The sequence below is a fragment of the Bradyrhizobium sp. LMG 9283 genome (assembly GCF_045571415.1).
GTDB lineage: Bacteria > Pseudomonadota > Alphaproteobacteria > Rhizobiales > Xanthobacteraceae > Bradyrhizobium.
Genome location: NZ_CP120691.1, coordinates 7,862,912 through 7,880,998, shown reverse-complemented (window position 1 = coordinate 7,880,998; position 18,087 = coordinate 7,862,912). Strand labels below are relative to the sequence as shown.

Here is an 18,087-nt window from a genome sequence, read left to right as displayed (position 1 = left end):
ACAGGCGTTTACCCGATCCAAACCCGCGAGGCCAGACAATCCGGCGTTGAAATCGCGGGTGGCTGATGGCTGAGAAGAACTGGCACGTGGGCAGCACGCTTCCGATTGCTGTGCAGGCCGTCATGTGCCTGGCCGGCGCGGCCACGCCTGCGCGTGCCTTTGCGGCATCGGACGGCTTTAGCGTTCCCGGCGGTCTCGCCAAGCTCGATCCCGGCGTGATCTGGGAATTCCTGATCGCCGGCATCGTCGTCTGCTCGTTCCTCGTCGCGATCGGGCTGTGGATCCATTCCTCGCTGCGCCGGAGCAGGCGTTTGCAGTTGCGGCGCAACGCCTTCATCTCCTCCGCCATGAACAATCTCAACCAGGGCGTGGTGATGACGGATGCGCAGCGCCGCATCATCTTCTGCAACGACCGCTATCTCGAGATCTATGGCCTGACGCGGTCAGATGTCCGACCTGGCATGAACGGCCGCGAACTCCTCGAGTTGCGCCGCAGGCGCGGGGTGCTGGATGGCGCTTCCGACGACGAATTTTACGACAAGGCGGCAAGCGCCAATGGTCTGATCACGGAACTGCCGGACGGGCGGGCCATCCTGGTCAAGTTTTTCGTACTGCCCAACGGCGGTTCGGTGGCGACGCATCTCGACGTCAGCGAACAGCGCCGGCTGTCGCGGCAACTCGCCTCGACCAAGCAATTCCTCGAAACGGTGCTGGACAATGTGCCGGCCTGCGTAGCCGCGAAGAACATCGAGGACGGCCGCTATATCTTCGCCAACAGCGCCTATGAGCGGTTCTGGGGGTTCTCGCGCGATCACGTCGTCGGCAAGAGCGCGCGTGAGCTGTTCGCCTCCGCTTCGGCGGACATCATCGAGGCGACCGACCGGGCAGCGCTCGATTCGCCGGACGGCCAGTTCCGCAACGAATTCGAAGTCGACCGGGGCGGCGAGCGGCGCATGGTCGCCTCGATCCGGATCGTGGTCCGCAACGAGAGCAACAAGCCCGAATTCCTGATGCTGGTGTTCGACGACATCACTGATCGCCGCTCGCTGTCGAAGGAGCTGGAGACCGCCAAGAAGTTCCTGGAGCTCGTGGTTGACAACATCCCCGTGGCGCTGATCGTCGAGCAGGTCAAGGACGGCCGCTATCTGCTCGCCAATCGCAGCGCGGAGACGATCCTCAACCGGCGGCGCGAGGAGGCCACAGGCCTGACCGCCTCCGACATCTTCAACGCGAAGGAAGCGAAGCTGATCATCGCCCGCGACGAGGCCGCGATCAAGAAGCGCGGAATGATCACCGAGGAGCATCCGATCTCCACCAAGGACGGGCTGCGGCTGTTCCTGACTCGCCGCGCCACGGTGCTCAGCGATGCCGGCGAGCCGCAATATCTGATCAAGACCCACGAGGACGTCACCGACCGCCGGCAGACCGAGTCGCGCATGGCGCATATGGCCTATCACGACGGCCTCACCGACCTTCCGAACCGCGCCGCCTTCCTGCAGGCGCTGACTCAGATGATCGAGGCCTGCGAAGGCACCGGCGAGGAATTCGCCGTGCTCTGCGTCGACCTCGACGGGCTCAAGGAGGTCAACGACGTCTTCGGCCATGCGCTCGGCGACAAGCTCCTGATCGAGGTGGCCCAGCGGCTCCAGGACTCCGCCCGCGGCGGTGTGGTGGCACGCCTGTCCGGCGACGAGTTCGGTCTCATCATCGACGGCAAGCAACCCGAAGCGGGGCTCGCGCTGGCGCAGCAGATCGGCGAAGCCGTCGCGCAGGAGTTCCAGATCGATGGCCGGCCGGTCCGTGCCGGCGTCACCACCGGCATGTCGATCTTCCCGCACAATGGCGCGGATGGCGCCTCGCTGCTCGCCAATGCCGGCGCCGCACTGTTCCGCGCCAAGCAGAAGTCGCGCGGCACGATCAGCCTCTACCAGCCGGAGATGGACCAGCAGATCCGCGATCGCCGCGTGCTGCACCAGGACCTTTCGATGGCGATCAAGAACGGCGAGCTCTCGCTCGCCTTCCAGCCACAGGGGGCCGCCCGCCACAGCGTCGCCGAGAGCGAGATCATCGGCTTCGAGGCGCTGGCGCGCTGGCAGCATCCGGTTCGCGGCCAGGTCTCGCCGGCCGAATTCATCCCGATCGCCGAGGAGAGCGGGCTGATCGTCGAGATGGGCGAGTGGATCCTGCGCGAGGCCTGCCGCGAGGCGGCGTCGTGGCCGAAGCAGCTCCAGGTCGCGGTCAATTTGTCGCCGGCGCAGTTCATGCACGGTGACGTGGTTGGCCTCGTCCATTCGATCCTGATCGAGACGGGCCTTGCGCCGGGTCGGCTCGAACTCGAGATCACTGAGGGTGTGCTGATCGAGGATTTCGATCGGGGCCTTGCACTGCTGCGCCGCCTCAAGGCGCTCGGCGTGCGCATTTCCATGGACGATTTCGGCAGCGGTTACTCCTCGTTGAGCTACCTCCAGGCGTTCCCGTTCGACAAGATCAAGATCGACCGCGCCTTCATCATCAATCTCGGCCGCAACCCGCAATCGGCGGCGATCGTGCGTGCAGTGATCGATCTCGGCCACGGCCTCGAAATGTCGATCATCGCCGAGGGCGTCGAGACGGTGGACCAGCTCGCCTTCCTCGCCAAGGAGGGCTGCGATGGCGTGCAGGGCTATCTGCTCGGCAAGCCGCTGCCGATCGGGAAATATGCCGATCTCGTCGGCCGCGCCGAGATCATGGAGCTTGCGCTGAAGACCGGCTAGTGATGGTGAGCGCTACCAACGCTCCCATTCGACGGCCTCATGGCGGATTACGATCTTGCGATCATCGGCGGCGGCCTGAACGGTGTCAGCCTCGCCCGCGATGCGGCGGGCCGCGGCCTGCGCGTGATTCTGTTCGAGCAGGGTGATCTCGCCGGCGCGGCGTCGTCGGCGACACCGCGGCTGATCCACGGCGATCTCGCGGTGCTGGAGCGCCGCGGCTTCTGGCGGGTGCGCCGGGCGCTCGCCGAGCGCCGGATCTGGCTCGCCATCGCGCCGCACCTGGTCCGGCCGATGCGCTTCGTGATTCCGGCCCATGCGGACGAGCGTCCACCGTGGCTGCTGCGCGCCGGGCTGTTCCTCTATGACAGCCTCGCCGGCCGGAACGGTCTGCCCGGATCGACGACCCTCGACATCACGCATCATCCGGTCGGCAATGCGCTGAAACGTCCGTTCGGCACGGCGTTCGAATATTCGGACTGCGTCGTCGACGATTCCCGCCTGGTCGTGCTCACGGCCCTGGATGCCGCCGAACGTGGCGCGGCGATCCGGACCGGGGCGCGCTGCGTGCGTGCCGACCGAACCGAGACCTGGCGGCTCGCGGTGGTCGATCGCGGCCATCGCCGTGCCGTCACGGCGCGGGCGCTGGCCAACGCCACCGGCGGCTGGACCTCCATGGTCGCGGAGACCGTGCTGCGGCAGCCGCAGCCGGCGATGGCGGCCACTCAGATGAGCCAGATCATCGTGCCGAGGCTGTTCGATTCCGAAAACGTCTACGTCTTCCAGAACAATGATGGGCGGCTGATCTTCGCCCGGCCCTTCGAACGCGATTTCACGCTGATCGGCACGGTCACGCATGCCTTCACGGGCGATCCCGCCATCGTGGCGATGCGAGGAGCCGACGTCAGTTATCTCTGCGAGGCCGCCAGCCGCTATTTCCGCGAGCGCGTCGCCCCGACCGACGTGATCCGCACGGTCTCGGGCGTCAACCTGACGCTGGCGTCCGCGCGCGGGCGCGACGAGACGACGCTGTTCCATGCGCGCCGGGGCAAGGCGCCGCTACTCACGATGTTCGGCGGCGACGTCACCACCGCGCGGCTGCGCGCGGAGCGGGCGGTGACGAAGCTGACCCCGTTCTATCCGATGTCGCCGCCCTGGACCGCGGGCGCGGCGCTACCCGGCGGAGATTTCGCCTGGGACCGTTTCGACACCGAGATCGACCTCGCGCGCGACCGCTGGCGCTTTCTGTCGGAGCCGCAGGCCGAGCGTTTGGTTGGGGCCTACGGCTCGCGATTGCCGGCGGTGCTCGGTGACGCCAAGACCCGCGACGAGCTCGGCCCAGTCTTTGGTCCCGAACTGACCGGCGCCGAGGTGCGTTATCTGATGACCCACGAGTGGGCGCGCTTTGCCGACGACGTCCTGTGGCGTCGCTCCAAGCTCGGGCTGACGATGCCTGCCGCGGATCGCGAGGCGCTGGCCGCGTTCATGGCGGCTGTGAACGACCCGTCCCGAAGCTGTTGAGCAAAGATCGATCGACCGCTAGCGTGCGGCGGAATTGGGGTTGGCAGGGATCATGGCGGAAGAGTTGCCCGGAAGGGATGTTCGAGCGGATATGATCGGCGGAGATGCGCTTCCCGCGGCGGGCCAGCCGCTGCTGCGCATCGAGGGCGTGGCCAAGACCTTTGGAACGTTCCGGGCCGTGGATGGCGTGTCGCTCGATATCAAGGCCGGCGAGTTCTTCGCGCTGCTGGGGCCAAGCGGCTGCGGCAAGACCACGCTGCTGCGCATGCTCGCCGGGTTCGAGGCGCCGGACGAGGGACAGATCCTGCTCGGCGGCAAGGATATCGCGCAGGCGCTGCCGCATGAGCGTCCGATCAACATGATGTTCCAGAACTACGCGCTGTTTCCGCATCTGTCGGTGCGCGACAACATCGCCTTCGGCCTGAAGCGTGCCGGTATGGCGCGGGCCGACATCGCCACCCGCGTTGCGGAAATGGTCGCGCTGGTGAAGCTCGAGGGCCTCGAGAAGCGCAAGCCCGACCAGCTGTCCGGCGGCCAGCGCCAGCGCGTCGCGCTTGCCCGCGCCCTGGCGCGCCGGCCGCAACTCCTGCTGCTCGACGAGCCGCTCGCAGCCCTCGACAAGAAGCTGCGCGAGAGCACGCAAGGCGAGCTGATGGAGCTGCAGCGCCGGCTCGGCATGACCTTCATCATCGTCACCCACGACCAGGAGGAAGCGATGACGATGGCGAGCCGGATCGGCGTGATGAAGGCTGGCAAGCTCGCCCAGGTCGCGAGCCCCCGCGAGCTCTACGAGGCGCCGCGTTCGCGCTGGATCGCCGAGTTCGTCGGCGACATCAATCTGTTCGACGGCGAGACCAGATTGCGCGACGGTCATCGGCTGATCATTGGCACGCGTGATGCGGGTGCACTGGTGGTGGCCGAGCCGCGCGAACCGCTCGGCACGGGAACATTCGCGGTCGCGATCCGACCCGAGAAGGTCAAGCTGTCGCGTTGCGGCCCGGTGAGCGAGGCCGGTCGCGAGACGGCGATCAACCGGCTCGACGGCGTTATCGCCGATATCTGCTATCTCGGCGGCACCACCACCTACAAGGTAAAGCTCGATACCGGCGGGATGCTGCGGGCTTCGGTCGCCAACAGCGCGCGCCTCGACATCGATGCCTACAGCCTGAACCAGCATGTCGTCGCCTGGTTCACGCCCGACGATTGCATGGTGCTGCCGTCATGAGCTCCCGCCGCATCTTCGCGCGGCCGGCGCGCTTCGCTGCGATCGCACCCTATGTCTGGATGGTGCTGTTCTTCCTGGTGCCGTTCGCCTTCGTGCTCAAGATCAGCCTGTCGCAGACGGCGATTGCGCAGCCGCCTTACGAGCCGGTGTTCGACCTGACTGCCGGGTGGGATGCGCTCAAGGCGGCGTTCGCAGCGTTGTCGGCCGACAATTTCAAGCTGCTCGGCTCTGACGACATCTACGTGTTTGCCTATGTGCGCAGCCTGACTGTCGCCATCACGGCCACCGCGCTGCTGCTCCTGATCGGCTATCCGATCGCCTATGGCATGGCGCGATTGCCAAAACGCTGGCAGGCGGTGGCGATGGTGCTGGTGATCGTGCCGTTCTGGACCTCGTTCCTGATCCGCATCTATGCCTGGATCAACATCCTCCAGCATGACGGGCTGCTCAACCAGATCCTGCTGGCGCTGCATCTGGTCAGCCAGCCCCTGGTGTGGCTCTCCACCGACACCGCGATGTATATCGGCATCGTCTATTCCTATCTGCCGTTCATGATCCTGCCGCTTTACGCCACGCTCGCCAAGATGGAGCCGGTGCTGGAGGAGGCGGCCTCCGATCTCGGCGCGCCGCCGTGGCAGGTGTTCTGGCTGGTCACCTTTCCGCTGTCGCTGCCCGGCGTCGGTGCCGGCGTGCTGCTATGCTTCATCCCCATCGTCGGCGAGTTCGTGATCCCTGATCTGCTGGCCGGCTCCAATTCGCTGATGATCGGTCAGACCCTGTGGCTCGAATTCTTCACCAACAAGGACTGGCCGGTCGCCTCCGCCGCGGCCATCGTGCTGCTGGTGGTGCTGCTGCTGCCGCTGCTGTTGTACGAGCGGCTGCAGAAGCGGCAGCTGGAACGGGGGCGCTGAGACGATGCGCAAGGTTTCGCGCCTGTCCCGCTTCAATATCGCGTCGCTGGCGCTGGGGCTGGCGTTCCTCTATTTGCCGATCCTGATCCTCGTTCTCTATTCCTTCAACGCCTCGCGGTTGGTGACGGTGTGGGGCGGCTGGTCGCTGCGCTGGTACCACGAGTTCTTCAATGATCGTGCCATGATCGAGGCGGCCTGGATGAGCCTGCGGGTCGCGGTCTCCTCCGCAACCATCGCCACGCTGCTCGGCACGCTCGCCGCGGTGGCACTGTCGCGCGGCGAGCGGTTTCGCGGCCGCACGCTGTTCTCCGGCATGCTCTATGCGCCGCTGGTGATGCCGGAGGTGATCACCGGATTGTCGCTGCTCCTGCTGTTCGTGGCGCTGAACGCCGAGCGCGGCTTCTGGACGGTGACGATCGCCCACACCACGCTGACGATGTGCTTCGTCGCAGTGGTGGTGCAGTCCCGTCTCGGCTCGCTCGATCGTTCGCTGGAGGAGGCGGCGATGGACCTCGGCTGCGACCCTGTGCGCGCGTTCGTCGCGGTTACCCTGCCGCTGATCGCGCCTGCGATCGTCGCAGGCTGGATGCTCGCCTTCACGCTCTCGCTGGACGATCTCGTCATCGCCAGCTTCACCACCGGTCCCGGCTCGGCGACGCTGCCGATCCGGATCTATTCGGAGGTGCGGCTCGGAGTGAAGCCTGAGATCAACGCGATCTGCACGCTGGTGATCGCCCTGATCGCGGTGGTCATCGTGATCGCCTCGCTCGCCTCGAAGCTGTCGAGCTCGCAAGGCGAGAGCGCGGCGCCGCTTTAGAGCAGGACGAGTTTTGCTTGAAACGATGCGCGTTCAGGCTTCGGTTCACCTCTCCCCGTCGGGGAGAGGTGAACCGAAGCCGCCTCGAGACGCTCTCAGGACTTCACCGCACCAGCCGTGAGCCCGCCCACCATGTAGCGGCGGAAGGCGTAGTAGACTGCAGCCGGCGGCAGCGCGTAGATGAAGCCGGTCGTCATTAGGAGCTCCCACGGCGAGTCGTCGGCGGCGAGGAAGTTGCCGAGTGCGACGGGGAGGGTGATCTCGCGGTCGTTCGAGAGCAGCAGGAACGCGTAGAGATATTCGTTCCAGGCGAGCAGCACCGCATAGGTGCCGATCGCGACCAGCGAGGGCATCATTAGCGGCAGATAGACCAGGCGGAAGATCTGCAGCGTCGTGGCGCCGTCCATGACCGCGGCTTCGTCCAGCTCGACCGGCAGCTTGTCGGAGGCCTGTTTGAGCACCCAGATCGCATAGGGGCTGGCGATCGTCACCATGGCCAGGATCAGCGACCAGTGATTGTTGAGCAGGCCGTAATTGCCCATGGTGCGATACATCGGCACGGCGAGGAACGCCGCGGGGATGAAATAGGTGAAGAGCGCGAGGTTCAGCACCACGCGTCCGCCCGGCACCTTCAGCCGCGAGATCGAGAACGCCGCTGCGGTCGCGATGAACAGCGTCAGCACGCCGACGGACGCCGCGATCACCGTCGAGTTCCAGAACTGGACGTAGAAGTCGCGCAGGAAATAGTGCTGCTGCTTGAACACGATCTCGAAGTTGTGCAGCGTCGGATGGTCCGGCCACAGCTTGCCCGAGAACGCGTCCTCCTTCGGGGAGATCGCGAACAGGAACATGTGATAGATCGGGATCATCGTCCACAGGAAGACGGGAATGCCGATCAAGAGCAGCCGCGCTTCCGTCGCGACTTCACGGAGAGAGGGGAGCTTCATCGCGACAACCGTTTCATCATGAAGTACACGAGCGGCAGGACGAACGGCATTGCGCAAACGATGGATGCCATCGCGAGCGAAAGCTGGTCGAGCCGGAGATAGCGAATGCCGAGCGTCGCCAGCACGTGCGTGAGGTCGGCAGGTCCCCCGCCGGTGAGCAGATAGACGCTGTTGAAATCGCCCAGCGTCCAGATCATCGAGAGCAGCGTGCAGGTGACATAGAGCGTCTGCATCGACGGCCAGGTGATGTAGCGGAATTTCTGCCACCAGCTGGCGCCGTCGACCTCGGCGGCCTCGAACAGATCGTGCGAGATCGCAAGGCGTCCGGTGATCAGGATCAGCGTCCAGAACGGCAGCGACTTCCAGATATGCACGGCGATCGCCATGCTCAGCGCCACGGTCGGATCGTTCAGCCAGTTCGGGCCGTCATCGCCGGTAAAGGAGAAGATGAAATGGTTGATCATGCCCCATTCGGGATTGAGCATGAAGCGCACCGACAAAATGGTCGGGATCGACGGCACCGCCCAGGGCAGGATGAAGATCACCGAGAGCCATTTGATCCAGGTGCGCTGCTGCGCGAAGAAGCCGGACAGGAACAGCGCGATCAGCATCTTGATGTTGATGCCGATGACCAGGAAGATCAGCGTGTTGACCGCGGCGCGCGCGAAGATTGGATCGTTGTAGAGCGCGACGTAGTTTTCCGGCGCGCGTGCCAGCCACAAGCCGTAGCCGACGGGATAGACGACGAATGCCAGGAAAACGAGCAGATAGGGCGCAAGCAGGATGATGCCCCAGACCTGCGCCGGGGTCAGCCGCGACGACAAGGGCGGGCCGGGGATTGCCTGATCGCCAGAGAGCGTGATCGCCATTCTTTTCGGACTCTTCAAAGAGAAGCCGGCCGCGAAACGCGGCCGGTGTTGCTTTTAGCACCTCTCCTCGCAAAGCGGGGAGAGGGCAGGATGGACCTAACCCGCGACCTGCTTGATGCGGGCGATCAGTTCGTCGACGGCCTTGTCGACCGGAACCTTCTCGCTGACGACGCGGTTCATCGCCTTCGCCCACACGTTCTCGTTGTTGAGAATCGTGAACTTCCAGTTCTTGGTGAAGTCGAACGCCGCGGTGCCGCCTTTGAACTGCGTGTAGACCGCCTTGCGGTGCTTGTCAGCCTGCCAGAACGGGCTTTCCTGGCTTTCCTTCGTCACCGGGAACCAGCGGCCGAGCGCGCCCTCGATGTAGGGACGGACGTTCTCTTCCTGGAGCAGGAAGCTGATGAACTGCTTGGCCTCGGCCTTGTTCTTGGCCGCGGTGAAGATCAGACCGGTCTTGACGTCGGAGCGATACTTGATGGTCGAACCATCCGGCGCCTTCGGGAAGGACGCCGTGATGATGTCCTGCTCATAAGCCTTCTTGCCGGCCTCGCGCTGTTCCGGCGTGAGGTTCTGATTCTGGGAATCCTCGAACCATTTCGCCGCGATCGAGATCGTGAAGTTATGGGTCATCACGATCGTCTTGTTGTGGAAGGCGACGTTGTTGTCGGGATCTTTCCAGGTGGTCGAGGACGGTGGGGTGCAGCCCTTGATGTAGGTGTCGGTATAGTCCTTCATCGCCTTGATCAGGCCGTCGCGGACCTTGGGATCGTCGACCAGCAACTTGCCGTCGTCGTCGACCAACTTGACGTGGTAGGCGTCCATGAAGGTGTAGAACGACTGGAAAGCGTCGGTGGATTCCACGCCCATCGGCTGGCCCACGGCGTAGATGCGCTGGCCGGTGGCCTTGCGGATCGCCGGCTGCACCTTGTCGCACCAGAACGTCCAGTAACCCGTCCAGTCGTTCGGGATGTCGCTCTGCTTGAAGCCGGCCTTCTCCAGCAAGTCGTTCCAGATCTGGACGTGCATGCTTTGCTGCTTCAGTGGGAAGCCGTAATAGGCCTTCTTCTTGGTGACATCATTGTAGAGGATCGACGCATCGAGCGTGTTCTGCACGAACCGGCCTTTGATCGGCTCCATGATGTCCGTGAGGTCCTCGAGCTTGCCCTCATAGGCCCACTTGCCCTGCGCCTGCACGTCATAGGAATCGGAATAGGCGACATCGGGAACGGTGCCGGCATCGAGCGCGGCGACCGTCTTCGGAATCATGTCCTGGATTGCGTATTGCGACAATTCGACCTTGATGCCGGTCTTGGCTTCGAATTTCTTGATCGTCTCGATCAACGCGTCGTCTTCGGAGCGATAGAAGCCCTTGCCCCACCAGACCGTGATCGTCTTCTGCTGCGCAAAGGCGGGTGCAGTGGCGGCAAAAAGCCCAACCGCAGCGACCGCCAATGATACTGCGCCAATAACCTTGGATTTCACGTTTTTCTCCCTCAAACGGCCGGTGTTTTAACCGGTCGTATAAAACACTAGCGCATGGCCGTCATCCGATCTAGCGACTTCTTGTCAGACCAATGTCGTGGGGGTGGAGGGGCTGTGGAGATGCGAATTCCGTGCATCGATCCAAAGGCCGCATCAATGCATGCCAATCAATTCGCCTCGTGGCTTCTGGCTTTGTCAGCGTTTCCCTTTGATGGAGGCGGCATTCGGGCTCGTGTCAGCGGATCGGGATCGCGGCCTGCCATGTCCGCTCGTCCGGGAAGGCGAGCGCCATGCCTCAAGCAGCATCTTGAGAAATTGGCCGGCATGAGGAGATAGTGTCGCCCCGCGCCTGCGCACGATTCCGATCGTCCGCGACACCTCCGGCTCGGTCAGCCGAACGGTGTGAATGATGGGGTGGCCGGCCGCCGGCGTCGCGAGCCTCGGCAGCACAGCGATGCCGAGTCCCGCTTCGACCAGGCCGAGCGAGCCGGAGAGGTGGGCGACTTCATAAGACCAGTTCAGCTGCAGGCCATGTCGCGCCAGCGCATTGTCGATCAGCGCGCGATTGCCGCTGTTGCGACCAACCGTGATGACCCGGTGCGACACGATTTCCGACCAGCTGACCTGCTTGCGCGAGGCCAGCGGATGGTCGTGACGGCAGGCCAGGACGAAAGGATCCTCGACCAATTTCTCGAATTCGATTTCCGCATGCGAAGCGCCGATGAAATTGATGCCGAAATCGGCTTCTCCGCGTGCGACCGCTTCCAATCCCTCGTTGGCGCCGATGTCCAAAATCCGGATGCGAATGCGCGGATACGCTTCGGCAAACCGGCCGATCGCACGCGGCAGAAAGTAGAACACCGCCGTCGGCACCGCGGCCACCGACACCAAACCTGAGCTTCGCGCGCCGATATCGTGGATGGCGAGCACCGAGGTCTCGAACTCGTCGATGAGGCGGCGCACCTTGGGCAGGAAGTCGCGGCCGGTCATGGTGAGATTGACGTGGCGCGTCGACCGTTCGAGCAACGGCGCACCGAGACCTTCTTCCAGTTTCTGAATGCGTCGGCTCAGCGCCGGCTGCGACAGGTTCAGCGCCCTGGCGGTGCGGACGAAGCTTCCCGTCTCCGCCACGGTGATGAACGCCTTGAGGTCGAGCAGTTCTGCGTTCATGGTAGCCTCCAATTATTTCGATAATCGGAATAATACCTCAGATATTTGCATTTCACAAAAGAGTTCTGCCGGAGGATGCTCTGGATCGCGCGAAGATGTCGCCGAACGGAAGAGCTCCATGAACGATCAGATTGCCATTCCCTGTGTGGTCATGCGTGGAGGAACCTCGCGCGGGCCGTTTTTCCTGGCCCGCGATCTTCCGGCCGAACCCAAACTGCGCGACGCGGTCCTGCTGTCCGTGATGGGAGGAGGACACGACCTTGGAATCGATGGGATCGGCGGCGGCAATGCCGTCATCAACAAGGTCGCGATCATCGGACCGGCAACGGTGCCCGGCGCCGATGTCGATTACCTGTTTGCCCAGGTGCGGGTTCGTGAAGGGATCGTCGATACCTCGCCGAATTGCGGAAACATGCTGGCGGCCGTGGGTCCGTTCGCAATTGAAGCCGGCCTGGTCGCCGCCGCGGCAGATCGCACCCATGTGCGCATCCACAATGTCAACACCGGCAAGTTGATTGACGCGACCGTTCCGACCCCTGCAGGACGCGTGACGTACGACGGCGAGGCGCGGATCGACGGTGTTCCGGGAACGGCCGCGCCGATCGAGCTGTCGTTCCCCAACGCGGCTGGTGCACGCACTGGTCGCTTGCTGCCGACGGGATGTCCGGTCGAGCGCATCGAAGGGATCGATGTGACCTGCCTCGACGCGGCGATGCCCGTCATGTTGGTCCGCGCGGCGGATCTGGGATGGACCGGCCGTGAGGCGCCCTCGGATTTCACCGACAGCCGCTTTCGCGCGCGTCTCGAAGCCTTGCGCATCGAGGCGGGGCGGCGGATGGGCTTTCCAGATCCCGCGACGATGGTGATCCCGAAACCGGTTCTGATTGCGCCCGCGAGGGAGACGACATTGAACGTCAGGTACTTCATGCCGCATGACTGCCATAACGCGCTGGCGGTGACCGGCGCCGTCGCTATCGCGACGGCATGCGTCACGCCTGGAACGATCGCGGCAGAGATGGTCGGACCACTGGCGCCGCCGGTGCCGATCACGCTCGCCCATCCCTCCGGCCAACTCGTGGTCAGGCTGGAGCCCGGCCCGGTTGCCCGGGTGCTGCGAACAGCCCGGCGAATCTTCGAGGGCCACGTCTTCGCTCGTCGGTCGCACGTGACTCATTCGGTCCTGGCGGCCTGAAGCCCGCCGCTTCCGAAACCATCAAATCAAGAAGAATCAGAGCCATGGGGGAAACAAGAATGCACAAGGAAGCACTGGTTGGGCATCCGAGCACCGAGGCGGGAAAGCCATTCTACCGGATTCTCTATGTCCAGGTGCTGATCGGCCTCATGCTGGGTGTTCTCACGGGCCATTTCTGGCCTGAATTTGGCGCCGCGCTGAAGCCCTTTGGCGACGGCTTCGTCAAGCTGGTCAAGATGATGATCGCGCCGATCGTGTTCTGCACCATCGTCAGCGGCATCAACAGCATCAGCGATTCCCGCGAGGTCGGCCGCACGTTGGTGAAATCCATGGCGCTGTTCTACCTGCTGACCGGGCTCGCTTTGCTGGCCGGGCTGATCGCCGTGTCGCTGATCCAGCCGGGCGTCGGCATGCATGTTGCGGTCAATACGCTGGATCCGTCGGTCGCCGCGAAATTCACCAAGCAGGCAGGTGCGACCGGATTCGCGGATTTCATGCTGCACATCATCCCGCATTCATTCTTTGGAGCGTTCGCAGATGGTGAGGTGCTGCCGGTACTACTGATCTCCATCCTCATCGCCTTTGGCCTCAGCCGTGCCGGTGATGGAGGTGTCCTGGTCACAAAGGCAGTCGCCTCGTTCTCTCAGGTGCTATTCGTGTCCTTCGGCTTCATCATGAAGCTCGCCCCGCTTGGCGCCTTTGGCGCCATGGCGTTCACCGTGGGCCGCTACGGCATCCGTTCGATCGGCTCGCTCGGACTGCTGATCCTGACCTTCTATATTGCTTGCTCCGTCTTCGTGGTGGTCGTGCTGGGTGCGCTGGCGCGGCTGAACGGCTTCAGCCTGTGGAAGACGATCCGCTACTTCAGGGAAGAGCTGCTGATCGTGCTCGGCACGTCCTCGTCGGAGCCGGCGCTGCCTGGCGCGCTGCGCAAGCTGGAGCAGCTTGGATGCCGGAAAGGCGTATCGGGGCTCGTGTTGCCGATGGGCTATTCCTTCAATTTGGATGGCAGCGCGATTTATCTCACCCTAGCGTCCATCTTCATCGCGCAAGCCTGCGACATTCACCTGTCATGGGGGCAGATCGCGGCGATGCTTGGACTGATGCTGCTGACGTCCAAAGGGGCGGCCGGTGTCACTGGCAGCGGCTTCGTCGCACTTGTCGCGACCTTGTCGGTCATGCCGGATCTGCCGGTGACCGGCGTGGCGCTGCTCGTCGGCATCGACCGCTTCATGTCGGAGGCGCGCGCGCTGACCAGCATGATCAGCAATTGTGTCGCATCCATCACCATTTCGCTGTGGGAAGACGCCTGTGATCGCGAGGTGTTGGCCCGTGAACTGGGACAGGGCGGCACTCTCACGGCCGCCAGCGGGACAAAGATGGGGGCGGCGCCGGTGGTGAGGGGGGACAAGAGCTGGATTTCGACGACGCAATCGGCCGCGTGACGCCGCATTTGCGCGAAACCGATCGCAGTAGTCAGCTTGGCAAGTCGAGCCCGTGGCGTGCAGGCTGCCATCCCAAGAGAAGCGACGTTGATACCTCTAGTCGGATTTGGCGCTGTCCTTCGCGTTCTCCGCCGTCGGCGATTCCGCCGGCGCGGGACGCTTTCCGGTGCCGGTGATGCGCTCGATTGCGGAGCGCACGGCGTCACCCCCCTTGCGGTCCTTCAGCATGTCGAGCAGCGGCGCGGAGGCTGGCGAGCGGCGGATCAGGCTTTCCGGATCGGGGAAGATCAGCGGATCGTCCCAGGGGCCCTGCACCACGAAGGGCAGTTCGAACCCCGACGCGCTGTTAAGGCTCGCCACGCCCTTCATGTCGTATTCGCGTGCCGGCACCGAGGCGGTGCCGGTGAGCGTGATCTTCGTCGCCGGCCCCTCGACGCGGATGTCCTCGGCGGTGGCGATCCCGTCGGAGAATTTCACGGCGATGGTGAGATTGTTGTAAGGCGTCGAGCCGTTGCGGAAATTGCCGCCGCCCGATAGCGGCCGCCGCTCCAACCGCTTCAGGAGCTGCTCGGCGTTGAAGCCCGAGATCGCACCATCATGCCCGGTCACGGTGGCGCTTCCGTCGAGTGACTGCACGAGGCCGAACGGGCTCGATCCGGAGGCGAGGAGGGAGACGTTGATGTTGCCGCGGCCCGACAGCTTGTTGAGACCGAACAGTTCGGTAGCGCAGGCCTGGAGATCGACGTCGGTGAACTGGAATTGCGCCTTGATGTCGGCGACGGTGTCGGACCGCGCGATGCCGAACGAGCCCTTTGCGATCCCGCCATAGACCTGCGCCTCGCCGACCGAGAGCGCCAGCGTGCCGTTGCGCAAATTGGCGCCGATCGCGGTGCGGCCGAGCTTCGTCGGCCCGACCGTCAGCTTGGCAGCCGACAGGCGCATGTCGAGGTCGGTGGTCGATAATCCGTTGAGATCGAACAGCTGCCTGTTCCAGTCGCGCGCGCCGCTCGCGAGCAGGCGGAACGTCGAGATATAAGGCGTGAAGTCGAGCGCGTCGGCGGCGAGCGTCGCCTGCAGCGTCTGCCGGCCGTTATTGGCGTAGGTCATGACGCCCTCGGCGGCATTGCCGTCGAGCTCGACATTGACATTGGTGAGCGCGATCGAGGCGCCAACGACGTTGGCGCGCGCCTTCAGCGCGAAGCGGCCGAAGCCGCCGCTGCCGGGCTGCGGCTGCCCGGTCCAGCGCAGCGCGTTGCGCAAGGACGGGCTGTCGACGGTGAGCGTGCCTTCCATCATCGGGCTGGTGCGATTGGCGACGCTGCCGTCGAAGGCGAGCTTGAGCGGCGCGCTGGCGATTCGCGCCTTCAGGCCGGACCGGTCGCCGGAGAGGGCGGCGACGAAATCGGAAAAGCTGATCGAGCCGTCGACGCGCTCGCCGCGCCAGTCGAACTGCCCGGTCGCAGCAAAGGAGCGCGAGATCGAAGGCCAGGCCAGCGACAGGTCGATGTCCTCGAGCTTCTCGGTGGCACGCGTGGCGGCGTCCTCGTAATCGAGCACCCCGTCCTGGATGCGGATTTCGGAGAACGAGACCTGGTTCTCGGCCCCGGGCTTCATGGTGCGTGCGATGGTCTGGATGAAGGGCGTCCAGTTGCTCTCGCCGTCCGGCTTGAGGCTGACATGGATGCGTGGCCGCAGCAGCATCAGGTCGGCGATCTCGAATCGTTGCAGCAGCAGCGGCAGCAGCCGCAAGTTCGCGGTGAGCACGTCGACCTGGAGCGCGGGAGCGCTGGTGCCGCCGCCCTTGAGGCCGACGTCGTGGAAGGAGATGTAGCTCGCCGGCAGCACCGAGATGTCGATGCTGCCCGCGACGTTGAGCTCTAGCCCGGTGACGTCGCGGATCTGCGCTTCGACCGCCTTGCGCAGCGCGTCGCGGTTGATGAGCCAGGAGGTCGCGATCAGGGCGATCAGCGCGACGCCGAGCAGCGCCGCGATCGGCGTCCCGAGGCGCTTCATTCCTTGGGCCATGGTCAATGGCATGTCCTGATCGGGTTGGTCGTTGGAGCCAGAAGGGCGGGCCGGGAAACCTGCGCGCCCACGCCCAACCCCCGCAACTTGATGGGTTTTCTTGACGCTTTCAAGGCCGCGGCACGGTTATGCCCACGGCGTGGGCAGCTTCTATCACCCAGGGGCGGAGCGGAGAACCCCGTATCATTGACGGCTTCGGACGATTTCGCCTAATAATCGCCGCCAATAAGGCGCGACGCCTGGCAGCCGAAGGTTCAGTCGAGGTTTTTTGCATGAATAAGGTCTATCCCGACGCCAAGTCGGCGCTCGACGGCATTCTAAAAGACAACATGATGATCATGTCGGGCGGCTTCGGCCTCTGCGGCATCGCCGAGGAGCTGTCGGACGCGATCCGGGAGTCCGGCGTCAAGGGCCTGACGGTGGTCTCCAACAATGCCGGCGTCGACGGTATCGGCCTCAGCCGTCTTCTCGAAACCCGCCAGATCAAGAAGATGATCTCGTCCTATGTCGGCGAGAACAAGCTGTTCGCCCAGCAATTCCTCGCCGGCGAGCTGGAACTCGAATTCAATCCGCAGGGCACGCTGGCCGAGCGCATCCGCGCGGGCGGCGCCGGCATCCCGGCCTTCTACACCAAGACGGGCGTCGGCACGCTGATCGCCGAAGGCAAGGAAGTGAAGGAGTTCGACGGCGAGAAGTATCTGATGGAGCGCGGCCTGTTCGCCGACCTCGCCATCGTGCACGCCTGGAAGGGCGACACCGCCGGCAACCTCATCTACCGCAAGACCGCGCGCAATTTTAACCCGATGATGGCGACCGCCGCGAAGATCACGGTGGCCGAGGTCGAGCATCTGGTTCCGGCCGGTGAACTCAATCCCGACCACATCCACACCCCCGGCATTTTCGTGAAGCGCATCGTCGAGGTCGGTACGGCCAAGAAGCGCATCGAATTCCGCAACACCCGCCCGCGCACCAGCGCATGATCCGGACCCGAAGGGCCGCGTTAGCGCAAAGTGGAAGCCGGTTTTCCGATCAGATCATGCGCCACTAAAGAATCGACAGGAGACCAAGATGGCCTGGACCCGTGAACAGATGGCTGCGCGCGCCGCAAAGGAGCTGCGCGACGGCTACTACGTCAATCTCGGCATCGGCATCCCGACGCTGGTCTCGAACTACATCCCTGATGGCATGGACGTCAGCCTGCAGAGCGAGAACGGCATGCTCGGCATGGGCCCGTTCCCCTATGAAGACGAGGTGGACGCGGACTTGATCAACGCCGGCAAGCAGACCGTGAGCGAGCTGCCCTCGACGTCCTATTTCTCCAGCGCCGATTCCTTCGGCATGATCCGCGGCGGCCACATGGATCTTTCGATCCTCGGCGCCATGCAGGTGGCCCAGAATGGCGATCTCGCCAACTGGATGATCCCCGGCAAGATGGTCAAGGGCATGGGCGGCGCGATGGATCTCGTTGCCGGCGTCAAGCGCGTGGTCGTGGTGATGGAGCATTCGGCCAAGGACGGCCCGAAGCTGCTGAAAAAGTGCAATCTGCCGCTGACGGGCGAGCGCGTGGTCGACATGGTCGTCACCGATCTCGCCGTCTTCACCATCGACAAGCACGGCGACGGCGGCATGGCGCTGATCGAGCTCGCCGACGGCGTCACGCTCGACGAGGTCAAGGCCAAGACCGAGGCCGAATTCCGCGTCGCGCTGAAGAACACGTAAGGTATCGCAAGGGG

General features: G+C 64.2%; 14 protein-coding genes. 9 read left to right on the top strand and 5 right to left on the bottom strand.

Annotated elements, in window-relative coordinates; translation table 11 throughout:
* The first annotated feature begins 65 nt into the window (after positions 1-65).
* Genes P6U29_RS36660 through P6U29_RS36640 form a run of 5 tightly spaced genes read left to right on the top strand, consistent with a single transcriptional unit; the run spans position 66 to position 7,224 of the window.
* Positions 66-2,753, top strand: coding sequence for an EAL domain-containing protein (locus P6U29_RS36660; RefSeq protein ID WP_407115001.1), 2,688 nt, complete (start codon positions 66-68; stop codon positions 2,751-2,753).
* 39 nt (positions 2,754-2,792) lie between these two features.
* Positions 2,793-4,271 (top strand): glycerol-3-phosphate dehydrogenase, encoded by a 1,479-nt coding sequence (locus P6U29_RS36655; protein WP_407115000.1) that lies wholly within the window; start codon positions 2,793-2,795, stop codon positions 4,269-4,271.
* Between the two features lie 52 nt (positions 4,272-4,323).
* Complete coding sequence (locus P6U29_RS36650) at positions 4,324-5,496, top strand: ABC transporter ATP-binding protein (RefSeq protein WP_407119534.1); 1,173 nt, start codon at positions 4,324-4,326, stop codon at positions 5,494-5,496.
* A complete protein-coding gene (locus P6U29_RS36645) occupies positions 5,493-6,407 on the top strand; it encodes an ABC transporter permease (protein WP_407114999.1) in 915 nt (304 codons plus the stop codon). Before P6U29_RS36650 ends, P6U29_RS36645 begins: the two co-directional genes overlap by 4 nt.
* 4 nt (positions 6,408-6,411) lie before the next feature.
* Positions 6,412-7,224, top strand: a complete 813-nt coding sequence (locus P6U29_RS36640) for an ABC transporter permease (protein ID WP_407114998.1) — start codon at positions 6,412-6,414, stop codon at positions 7,222-7,224.
* A 95-nt stretch (positions 7,225-7,319) separates the two neighbouring features.
* Here the strand turns inward: P6U29_RS36640 and P6U29_RS36635 are convergent, their stop codons facing one another.
* The 4 genes from P6U29_RS36635 to P6U29_RS36620 form a co-directional block, all read right to left on the bottom strand.
* Positions 7,320-8,171, bottom strand: coding sequence for a carbohydrate ABC transporter permease (locus P6U29_RS36635; protein ID WP_407114997.1), 852 nt, complete (start codon positions 8,169-8,171; stop codon positions 7,320-7,322).
* The gene (locus P6U29_RS36630; RefSeq protein ID WP_407114996.1) at positions 8,168-9,040 is read right to left on the bottom strand and encodes a carbohydrate ABC transporter permease; all 873 of its coding nucleotides are present in this window, start codon (positions 9,038-9,040) and stop codon (positions 8,168-8,170) included. Before P6U29_RS36630 ends, P6U29_RS36635 begins: the two co-directional genes overlap by 4 nt.
* Positions 9,041-9,136: 96 nt before the next feature.
* Complete coding sequence (locus P6U29_RS36625) at positions 9,137-10,522, bottom strand: ABC transporter substrate-binding protein (protein WP_407114995.1); 1,386 nt, start codon at positions 10,520-10,522, stop codon at positions 9,137-9,139.
* Positions 10,523-10,717: 195 nt separating this feature from the next.
* Positions 10,718-11,692 carry a LysR substrate-binding domain-containing protein gene (locus tag P6U29_RS36620; RefSeq protein ID WP_407114994.1) on the bottom strand — a complete coding sequence of 325 codons (975 nt, stop codon included), beginning with the start codon at positions 11,690-11,692 and terminating at the stop codon, positions 10,718-10,720.
* A 118-nt stretch (positions 11,693-11,810) separates the two neighbouring features.
* On the opposite strand from P6U29_RS36620, the gene P6U29_RS36615 reads away from it, so the two are divergent.
* Together P6U29_RS36615 and dctA are read left to right on the top strand one after the other, a co-directional pair.
* A complete protein-coding gene (locus P6U29_RS36615) occupies positions 11,811-12,884 on the top strand; it encodes a 4-oxalomesaconate tautomerase (protein WP_407114993.1) in 1,074 nt (357 codons plus the stop codon).
* Between the two features lie 59 nt (positions 12,885-12,943).
* Positions 12,944-14,329 (top strand): C4-dicarboxylate transporter DctA, encoded by a 1,386-nt coding sequence (gene dctA / locus P6U29_RS36610; protein ID WP_407114992.1) that lies wholly within the window; start codon positions 12,944-12,946, stop codon positions 14,327-14,329.
* 96 nt (positions 14,330-14,425) lie between these two features.
* On the opposite strand, the gene P6U29_RS36605 is transcribed toward dctA, so the two are convergent.
* The gene (locus P6U29_RS36605) at positions 14,426-16,354 is read right to left on the bottom strand and encodes an AsmA family protein (RefSeq protein ID WP_407119533.1); all 1,929 of its coding nucleotides are present in this window, start codon (positions 16,352-16,354) and stop codon (positions 14,426-14,428) included.
* Between the two features lie 272 nt (positions 16,355-16,626).
* On the opposite strand from P6U29_RS36605, the gene P6U29_RS36600 reads away from it, so the two are divergent.
* Together P6U29_RS36600 and P6U29_RS36595 are read left to right on the top strand one after the other, a co-directional pair.
* Positions 16,627-17,334: a CoA transferase subunit A gene (locus P6U29_RS36600; protein ID WP_027573157.1), complete on the top strand. Its 708-nt coding sequence runs from the start codon at positions 16,627-16,629 to the stop codon at positions 17,332-17,334.
* A gap of 88 nt (positions 17,335-17,422) precedes the next feature.
* Positions 17,423-18,073 (top strand): CoA transferase subunit B, encoded by a 651-nt coding sequence (locus P6U29_RS36595; RefSeq protein ID WP_407114991.1) that lies wholly within the window; start codon positions 17,423-17,425, stop codon positions 18,071-18,073.
* Positions 18,074-18,087 lie beyond the last annotated feature (14 nt).

Bases quoted from the DNA above. Each gene is read 5' to 3' on its own strand.
- dctA (WP_407114992.1), top strand. From the start codon at position 12,944: ATGCACAAGGAAGCACTGGTTGGGCATCCGAGCACCGAGGCGGGAAAG.
- P6U29_RS36630 (WP_407114996.1), bottom strand. From the start codon at position 9,040: ATGGCGATCACGCTCTCTGGCGATCAGGCAATCCCCGGCCCGCCCTTG.
- P6U29_RS36640 (WP_407114998.1), top strand. From the start codon at position 6,412: ATGCGCAAGGTTTCGCGCCTGTCCCGCTTCAATATCGCGTCGCTGGCG.
- P6U29_RS36615 (WP_407114993.1), top strand. From the start codon at position 11,811: ATGAACGATCAGATTGCCATTCCCTGTGTGGTCATGCGTGGAGGAACC.
- P6U29_RS36655 (WP_407115000.1), top strand. From the start codon at position 2,793: ATGGCGGATTACGATCTTGCGATCATCGGCGGCGGCCTGAACGGTGTC.
- P6U29_RS36595 (WP_407114991.1), top strand. From the start codon at position 17,423: ATGGCCTGGACCCGTGAACAGATGGCTGCGCGCGCCGCAAAGGAGCTG.
- P6U29_RS36660 (WP_407115001.1), top strand. From the start codon at position 66: ATGGCTGAGAAGAACTGGCACGTGGGCAGCACGCTTCCGATTGCTGTG.
- P6U29_RS36600 (WP_027573157.1), top strand. From the start codon at position 16,627: ATGAATAAGGTCTATCCCGACGCCAAGTCGGCGCTCGACGGCATTCTA.
- P6U29_RS36650 (WP_407119534.1), top strand. From the start codon at position 4,324: ATGGCGGAAGAGTTGCCCGGAAGGGATGTTCGAGCGGATATGATCGGC.
- P6U29_RS36605 (WP_407119533.1), bottom strand. From the start codon at position 16,354: ATGGCCCAAGGAATGAAGCGCCTCGGGACGCCGATCGCGGCGCTGCTC.
- P6U29_RS36620 (WP_407114994.1), bottom strand. From the start codon at position 11,692: ATGAACGCAGAACTGCTCGACCTCAAGGCGTTCATCACCGTGGCGGAG.
- P6U29_RS36635 (WP_407114997.1), bottom strand. From the start codon at position 8,171: ATGAAGCTCCCCTCTCTCCGTGAAGTCGCGACGGAAGCGCGGCTGCTC.
- P6U29_RS36645 (WP_407114999.1), top strand. From the start codon at position 5,493: ATGAGCTCCCGCCGCATCTTCGCGCGGCCGGCGCGCTTCGCTGCGATC.